Origin of the sequence: Nostoc favosum CHAB5714 (assembly GCF_020829495.1) — a bacterium.
Classification (GTDB): domain Bacteria; phylum Cyanobacteriota; class Cyanobacteriia; order Cyanobacteriales; family Nostocaceae; genus Nostoc; species Nostoc favosum.
Window position 1 is genome coordinate 119,891 of the sequence record NZ_JAIVFQ010000013.1, and the last position, 6,752, is coordinate 126,642.

Consider the following 6,752-nt stretch of genomic DNA (forward strand, 5'->3'; position numbering starts at 1 on the left):
GAGACGCACTCGCGTTCGCTTCTCTTCTTAGGCTGCGCCAACGCTCGCAATGACTGTAATTAATTCTGTACGCTTACTTACCAAAATTATGAACAAGTTCATTAAATAAATACAAATAACCTTAAAAAGATATGGGAATTTTATTTTTGTCGGTTTGCTTCAGAAAGATGAACTCAAAAAGGCAGAACTTTTGGGTTTTGTTGCTTAAGACAACCCAAAATTTACTATTTGCCAACAAGATTAATTCAGCGAGTCATTTTTTCTTTGGATTTGTTGAATAAAAAACTCTTCTAGGGAGTAGCGCGACAAATTCATGGCAATAATTTTACCCTCCATGAGACGAAGACTGGCAAGAAAATCATAATAATCGTCTTGTAGTGTACCTTGCCAGGAACCATCGGGTTCAAATCTGAGAGTGGGTATCCATTTTTTAAGAATTTCCCAGTCGCCACCTTGACCTTTGACGTGATATGTGTTGTTTATGCCTAAGAGTTCATTGAGGGAACCAGAGCAAATTAATTCACCTTGAGTGAGAATGGCAATGCGATCGCAAATCTGTTCTACTTCACTAAGAACGTGGCTGTTGAAAAAAATCGTCTTACCAGCAGCTTTTAGCGCCAGGATAATTTCCCGCATTTGGTAGCGTCCCACCGGATCAAGACCAGACATCGGTTCATCCAAAAAGACCAAATCTGGCTCGTTAATTAGTGCCTGTGCCATACCGACACGCTGTAGCATTCCTTTAGAATAGCGACGCAGCAGCTTTTTGCGGGCATCGGCTTGGGATAAACCCACTAATTCCAGGAGTTGGGGAATGCGTTGGCGTTGGACACTTTGGGGAATTTGGAATAGCCCGGCGGCTAGCTGCAAAAATTCCCAGCCAGTGAGATAGTCATACAAATAGGGATTTTCCGGCAGATAGCCGATATGTTGCTTGATAGTGCGATCGCCTATTGGCTTACCCAATAATAGTCCCCGTCCAGAGCTAGGACGAATAATTCCCAGCAACAATTTTAAAAGGGTGGTTTTACCAGCACCGTTTGGCCCTAGCAACCCAAAGGTTTCGCCTTTATAAACTGTTAAAGAACAGTTTTTGAGAGATACGACTTTTTGATTTAGCCAAAAACCAGTGCGATAGACTTTTCGCAACTCAGAAGTCAGGACTACTGGCGGAGTGTCTGTCGTATTAAGTTGAGAATCAGGGTCATCTGCAACAGACTTCATCTCGGTTTAATTACTAATTACCAGCTTGGCACTAATTACAAGTTACCCGATAGGCTGATAATAACCATCACTAACCTGTGTGTCAATTATCGCAAACAGAGTAGCTGAATGAACCCTATAAATGTCAGCCCTGGTCAGTAACTATGATAGAACTTACGCATTGACAAAAAATACCAAATATGAGTCAAGGTTAAAAACCATATCTTTCGTAAGGGCACAGCATTGCTGTGCCCCTACAGCATGGTCTATTTACGATCGCAAAATAATTAAGAAAAGCCTGAAAACTTCCTTAAGCTCGTTAATGCACATCAGAATGCATTTGTACAGTGCGTAAGTCCTATATGATTAGCTTTATAAAACGCCTTTAGAACTGGGAATTAGACCAGCACGGCGAGGGTCAATTTCCACCGCCAGCCGCGTTGCCCTCGCAAATGCCTTAAATGTCGCTTCAATAATGTGATGGGAATTAATGCCATCCAGTTGCCGAATGTGCAGTGTCATTTGGCTATGATTCACCAGTGCTACAAAGAATTCGCGCACTAGTTGGGTGTCATAGGTTCCTACACGCTGGGTAGGAATTTGCAAACCGTAACTGAGGTGAGGGCGTCCAGAAAAGTCTAGCGCTACCTGAACTAAAGCTTCATCCAGTGGTGCGAGAAAATTACCAAAGCGGACAATACCTTTTCTGTCGCCTAGTGCTTGGTTCAAAGCTTGGCCCAAGGTAATGCCTACATCTTCATTGGTGTGATGGTCATCAATTTCCCAGTCTCCCTTGGCTTTGACATCTATATCAATCAGCCCGTGGGAAGCAATTTGATGCAACATGTGATCCAAAAACGGAACACCTGTTGCTGCTGTGCAAGTTCCTCTACCATCCAGATTGATGGTAACTTGCACATTGGTTTCACCAGTGGTGCGGTGAACAGTGGCAATCCGAGGGGTTTTAGTTGACTGGTCGTAGTTTGAATTAACTTGGCGATTGGTTGTTTGCATGGGGAGTGGAAAGAGTTAAAAGTTAGGAGTTATGAGTTATGAGTTAAAAATTTAGGTTCTTCGGTACGTATTATGCTGGAATTTTCATTAAAGTCCGTAGCTTGCCTTGAAAATCAAGCCTTACAGGCAGCTATAGCGTAAATTTCAGAACCTAGCCTCAAACGCTAAGAATAACGGCTGTTATTATTGTCCAGCAAGGGTTTTAAGCTGATTTACATACGTGTTTAGCATAATAAGTAATAAAGAGCCAAAATTTATAACTCTTAACTCCTCACTCCTCACTTTATCGCGTCACATTCCCATAATTTCATATCCTGCATCTACATACAGCACTTGTCCGGTAATACCACTAGACAAATCACTACATAAGAAAGCGGCAGTGTTGCCCACTTCTAGCTGAGTGACGGTGCGTCGTAGGGGAGCTACTTCTTCTACATGATGAATCATATCCAAAATACCACCCACTGCTGAAGATGCCAAGGTGCGGATGGGGCCTGCGGAGATGGCATTGACGCGGATATTTTGCGGCCCTAGTTCGGCGGCTAGGTAACGTACACTAATTTCTAACCCCGCCTTGGCAACTCCCATAACGTTGTAGTTAGGGATTGCTCTGACACCGCCTAAATACGTCAATGTAACGATACTACCTCCCTCTGTCATCAAAGGTTTAGCTGCACCACTTAACTGCACCAGCGAGTAGGTACTGATTTCTAAGGCGGTGTTGAAGCCAGAACGAGAAGTTTGACTAAAATTTCCAGTCAAATCGTCTTTGCTGGCAAAGGCAAGACAATGGATGAGGATGTCTAGCTTCCCCCACTGTTCACGGATTGTCTCAAAGGTAGATTGAATCTGTTCATCATTTTGGACATTACAGGGAAGAAATAAGCTGGGGTTGAGGGGTTCTACCAATTCTGCAACTTTTTTCTCCATCTTGCCGCGTTCATCGGGCAGGTAGGTAATACCCAGGTTTGCTCCGGCTTTATGCAGCTGTTGGGCGATGCCCCAAGCGATCGAGCGGTTATTGGCAATACCTGTAACAAGAGCATTTTTTCCAGTCAGATTTAGCATATAAATTGTTAATGCGATCGATCATCTAGGAGCATACTAGAATCTGAGGCACGTTTTGTCTTTGTTTTATACAGGATTTGCAAAAATGAATATTGGTAAGAGTGTTTGCTGTGACAAAAATCTTGATTTTTCCTAAAGATATTCCCAAAATAACTTTATTTGTTCTTTAAAAAACCCTTTTTAATACAGCTATTGGAAGTACTTATCAACAATTAGTAGCTTAAAGGATCAAGAATTATGTATCATTATAAACAAAGAGTTATGAAGAGATTAGTTTGAGTATAGGAAAGTACAGAAAGGTTGACGGTGCTTTATTCATTTTTCGGGTGTATTCTTAGGTAATCAGTTTTTGTTTTTCCGGCATTGGGTAGGGGAAGGGAGATGATCGTGACACAAGATAAAGCCCTAGCAAATGTATTTCGTCAGATGGCGACCGGGGCGTTTCCGCCAGTTGTGGAAACGTTTGAACGCAATAAAACGATCTTTTTTCCTGGCGATCCTGCCGAACGAGTTTATTTTCTTTTGAAAGGTGCTGTTAAACTTTCCAGGGTGTACGAGGCAGGAGAGGAAATAACGGTAGCGCTGCTGCGGGAAAATAGTGTTTTTGGTGTATTGTCATTGCTGACGGGAAATAAGTCGGATCGGTTTTACCATGCGGTTGCATTTACGCCTGCGGAATTACTGTCAGCACCAATTGAACAAGTGGAACAAGCACTCAAGGAAAATCCAGAATTATCAATGTTAATGCTGCGAGGTCTGTCTTCGCGCATTTTACAGACAGAGATGATGATTGAAACTCTCGCTCACCGAGATATGGGTTCTAGGTTAGTAAGTTTTTTGCTGATTCTTTGTCGGGATTTTGGGGTTCCTTGTGCAGATGGGATCACAATTGATCTGAAGTTATCTCATCAAGCGATCGCAGAGGCAATTGGTTCAACTCGTGTTACCGTTACTAGGCTACTAGGGGATTTGCGTGAAAAAAAGATGATTTCTATCCACAAAAAGAAAATTACTGTGCATAAACCTGTTACCTTAAGTAGGCAATTCACATAAATGCAATTGGAGAAAGGGGAATCGGCGCGTGTTGTATTTTGAAAAATGACACTAATAGCTAGAGGTAAATCTAAAATTGAGTAATTTCAGCTATTGCCAATTTCCACTTCTTTCCAGACAATGCTTAAAAGTAGTAGGCTGTATCTGGAAGGATTTCGGTAGCTAAAGATGACCACCGGATACATCCTCATCGCAGCAATTTTAATTCTGGGAGGCGTAATTGCAACCGTGGGCGATCGCATCGGCACACGAGTTGGCAAAGCCCGCCTCTCACTTTTTAACCTACGTCCAAAAAATACTGCTGTACTGGTAACTATTTTTACGGGCGGTTTGATTTCAGCATCAACCTTAGGAATTTTATTCGCTGCCGACGAAGGCTTGCGAAAGGGAGTCTTTGAATTAGAAGATATTCAAACAGACCTCAGACAGAAGCGGGAACAGCTAAAAACCGCAGAAACTCAGAAAAGTCAGGTAGAAAGTGAGCTAAACCAAGCAAGAATTGCCCAAGCAAAAGCACAACAAGACTTGCAGGTGATTAATCAATATTTGCAGGCGGCGAATGCCAAACAACGCCAAACACAAGCTCAGTTGAACCGCACCATTAGTCAACAAGCTCAAACTCAAACTCAACTCCAACGCACTCAAAGTCAGCTAGAACAAGTTGTACCTCAGTACCAAAAAGCTATAGCTGAATTGCAAAGCGTTTACAATCAGAGAAAGGAGCTACAGGCGGCAGTTGAACTACTGAAGACAGAACGTCAACGACTGTACGCTGAAGCTAAAAAAGCTATTGACGAAGCCAAAACAGCGATTGAAAAACGCGATCGCGAACTTGCTAATCGCCAAGAAGCCATAGAAGTGCGCGATCAAAAAATTGCCCAACTCGATCAATTGATTCAAAAACGTAATGTAGAAGTTGCAGCGCGAGAGCAAGTGATTTCCACACGGGAATCGCGCCTCAAAGAATTGGAAGGACAACAGGAGCAACTAGAACTGGAAGTTGCAAGGCTGGAAAAATATTATCAGTCTTACCGCGACCTGCGTCTGGGTAAGCTAGCCATAGTTCGCGGTCAAGTTCTGTCTGCTGGTGTAGTTCGTGTTACCCAACCTGCTGCTGCTCGCCAGGTAGTGGTAAAACTTTTACAACAAGCCAATCGCAACGCTAACCTCGAATTAAGTGAGCCTGGGGCAAATCCTGCAAATGTAGAGCTAGTGCGCGTGACCCAGGATAAGGTTGACCAATTGAGCAAGCAGATTAGCGATGGTCAAGAATACGTGGTGCGAATTTTCTCGGCCGGTAATTACGTCAGGGGAGAAAAGCAGATAGAATTTTTCGCCGATACAGCCCGAAATCAATTAGTTTTTTCGGGAGGCGCAGTACTGGCCACAACGACTGCTGATTCCAAAACCATGACATCCTATCAGTTACAGCAGCGCCTGGAAATACTGATTTCTGCTTCCCAATTTCGTGCCCGTAATGCCGGAATTGTCGAAGATGTGCAAGTAGAGGGGACTTTTTTGCGCTTTGTCAGCCAATTAAGACAGTACAATCAACCATTGGAGATTAAAGCGATCGCAGCAGAGGACACTTATACAGCCGGCCCATTGAGAGTAAAATTAGTGGCAATAGTCAACGGACAAATTATTTTTAGTACTTAAAACATTATTTGCACACTCTTATTAGTAAGATTTAAACATATCGAACAGCAGTCAAAATAGTTGCTGTGATTACATTTATTCATTTCTAATTCTTAATTTTTAATTTTTAATTTATTATGGCTTTCCGTGAATTTTCACCAACGCAACCAGTTATATTGGGGTTTGATCCAGGTCGAGATAAGTGTGGTTTAGCGGTGATGGGACTGGATCGGCAATTGTATTATCATCAGGTCGTCTTAGCAAAAGAGGCGATCGCTACCATTGAGACACTGCGTCAAAGGTTTCCTATCTCCTTGATGGTCATGGGCGACCAAACTACAGCCAAGCAGTGGAGACAGCAATTATATCAGGAATTGACAGAACCGTTGAGTATTATTTTAGTGGATGAGCGCTACACAACCTTAGAAGCACGCGATCGCTATTGGCAAATGTTCCCACCCAAAGGGCTAATAAAGCTGTTGCCACAAGGTCTGCGACAGCCACCAAGACCGATAGATGACATTGTTGCCATCCTCTTAATCGAAAGATACTTAAATCGTCTCACTGAATCACAAGTGAAGAGTTATGAGTGAGGAGTTATGAGTGAGGAATTAATATCTTCATAACTCCAAATTCCTAACTTTTAACTGTGACATACTCCTACACTGACTGAGTACAGTACAGTGTAGGCTTCTCACCAAATCCAGCTATTGCTTCGGATACTCGATGAGCTTTAAGAACCGGATGCCCCACGGCTCTATTTTTTATTACGATAG

General features: G+C 42.7%; 6 protein-coding genes. 3 read left to right on the top strand and 3 right to left on the bottom strand.

The window, feature by feature from the left end:
- Positions 1 to 240 precede the first annotated feature (240 nt).
- The 3 genes from LC586_RS12035 to fabI all read right to left on the bottom strand — a co-directional run bounded on the left by LC586_RS12035 (position 241) and on the right by fabI (position 3,285).
- Entirely contained in the window at positions 241 to 1,224 is a 984-nt protein-coding gene (locus tag LC586_RS12035; protein WP_229484767.1) for an ABC transporter ATP-binding protein, read from the bottom strand.
- A 351-nt stretch (positions 1,225 to 1,575) separates the two neighbouring features.
- Positions 1,576 to 2,217 (bottom strand): imidazoleglycerol-phosphate dehydratase HisB, encoded by a 642-nt coding sequence (gene hisB / locus LC586_RS12040; protein ID WP_229484768.1) that lies wholly within the window; start codon positions 2,215 to 2,217, stop codon positions 1,576 to 1,578.
- Positions 2,218 to 2,508: 291 nt separating this feature from the next.
- The gene (fabI, locus tag LC586_RS12045) at positions 2,509 to 3,285 is read right to left on the bottom strand and encodes an enoyl-ACP reductase FabI (RefSeq protein ID WP_229484769.1); all 777 of its coding nucleotides are present in this window, start codon (positions 3,283 to 3,285) and stop codon (positions 2,509 to 2,511) included.
- A 381-nt stretch (positions 3,286 to 3,666) separates the two neighbouring features.
- On the opposite strand from fabI, the gene ntcA reads away from it, so the two are divergent.
- The 3 genes from ntcA (at position 3,667) to LC586_RS12060 (ending at position 6,569) form a co-directional block, all read left to right on the top strand.
- On the top strand, positions 3,667 to 4,338 hold the full coding sequence (ntcA, locus tag LC586_RS12050; protein ID WP_017652326.1) for a global nitrogen regulator NtcA: 672 nt from the start codon (positions 3,667 to 3,669) through the stop codon (positions 4,336 to 4,338).
- A 168-nt stretch (positions 4,339 to 4,506) separates the two neighbouring features.
- Positions 4,507 to 5,997: a DUF3084 family protein gene (locus tag LC586_RS12055; protein ID WP_229484770.1), complete on the top strand. Its 1,491-nt coding sequence runs from the start codon at positions 4,507 to 4,509 to the stop codon at positions 5,995 to 5,997.
- A gap of 116 nt (positions 5,998 to 6,113) precedes the next feature.
- On the top strand, positions 6,114 to 6,569 hold the full coding sequence (locus LC586_RS12060; protein WP_229484771.1) for a RuvC family protein: 456 nt from the start codon (positions 6,114 to 6,116) through the stop codon (positions 6,567 to 6,569).
- Positions 6,570 to 6,752 lie beyond the last annotated feature (183 nt).

Bases quoted from the DNA above. Each gene is read 5' to 3' on its own strand.
- LC586_RS12035 (WP_229484767.1), bottom strand. From the start codon at position 1,224: ATGAAGTCTGTTGCAGATGACCCTGATTCTCAACTTAATACGACAGAC.
- hisB (WP_229484768.1), bottom strand. From the start codon at position 2,217: ATGCAAACAACCAATCGCCAAGTTAATTCAAACTACGACCAGTCAACT.
- fabI (WP_229484769.1), bottom strand. From the start codon at position 3,285: ATGCTAAATCTGACTGGAAAAAATGCTCTTGTTACAGGTATTGCCAAT.
- ntcA (WP_017652326.1), top strand. From the start codon at position 3,667: ATGATCGTGACACAAGATAAAGCCCTAGCAAATGTATTTCGTCAGATG.
- LC586_RS12055 (WP_229484770.1), top strand. From the start codon at position 4,507: ATGACCACCGGATACATCCTCATCGCAGCAATTTTAATTCTGGGAGGC.
- LC586_RS12060 (WP_229484771.1), top strand. From the start codon at position 6,114: ATGGCTTTCCGTGAATTTTCACCAACGCAACCAGTTATATTGGGGTTT.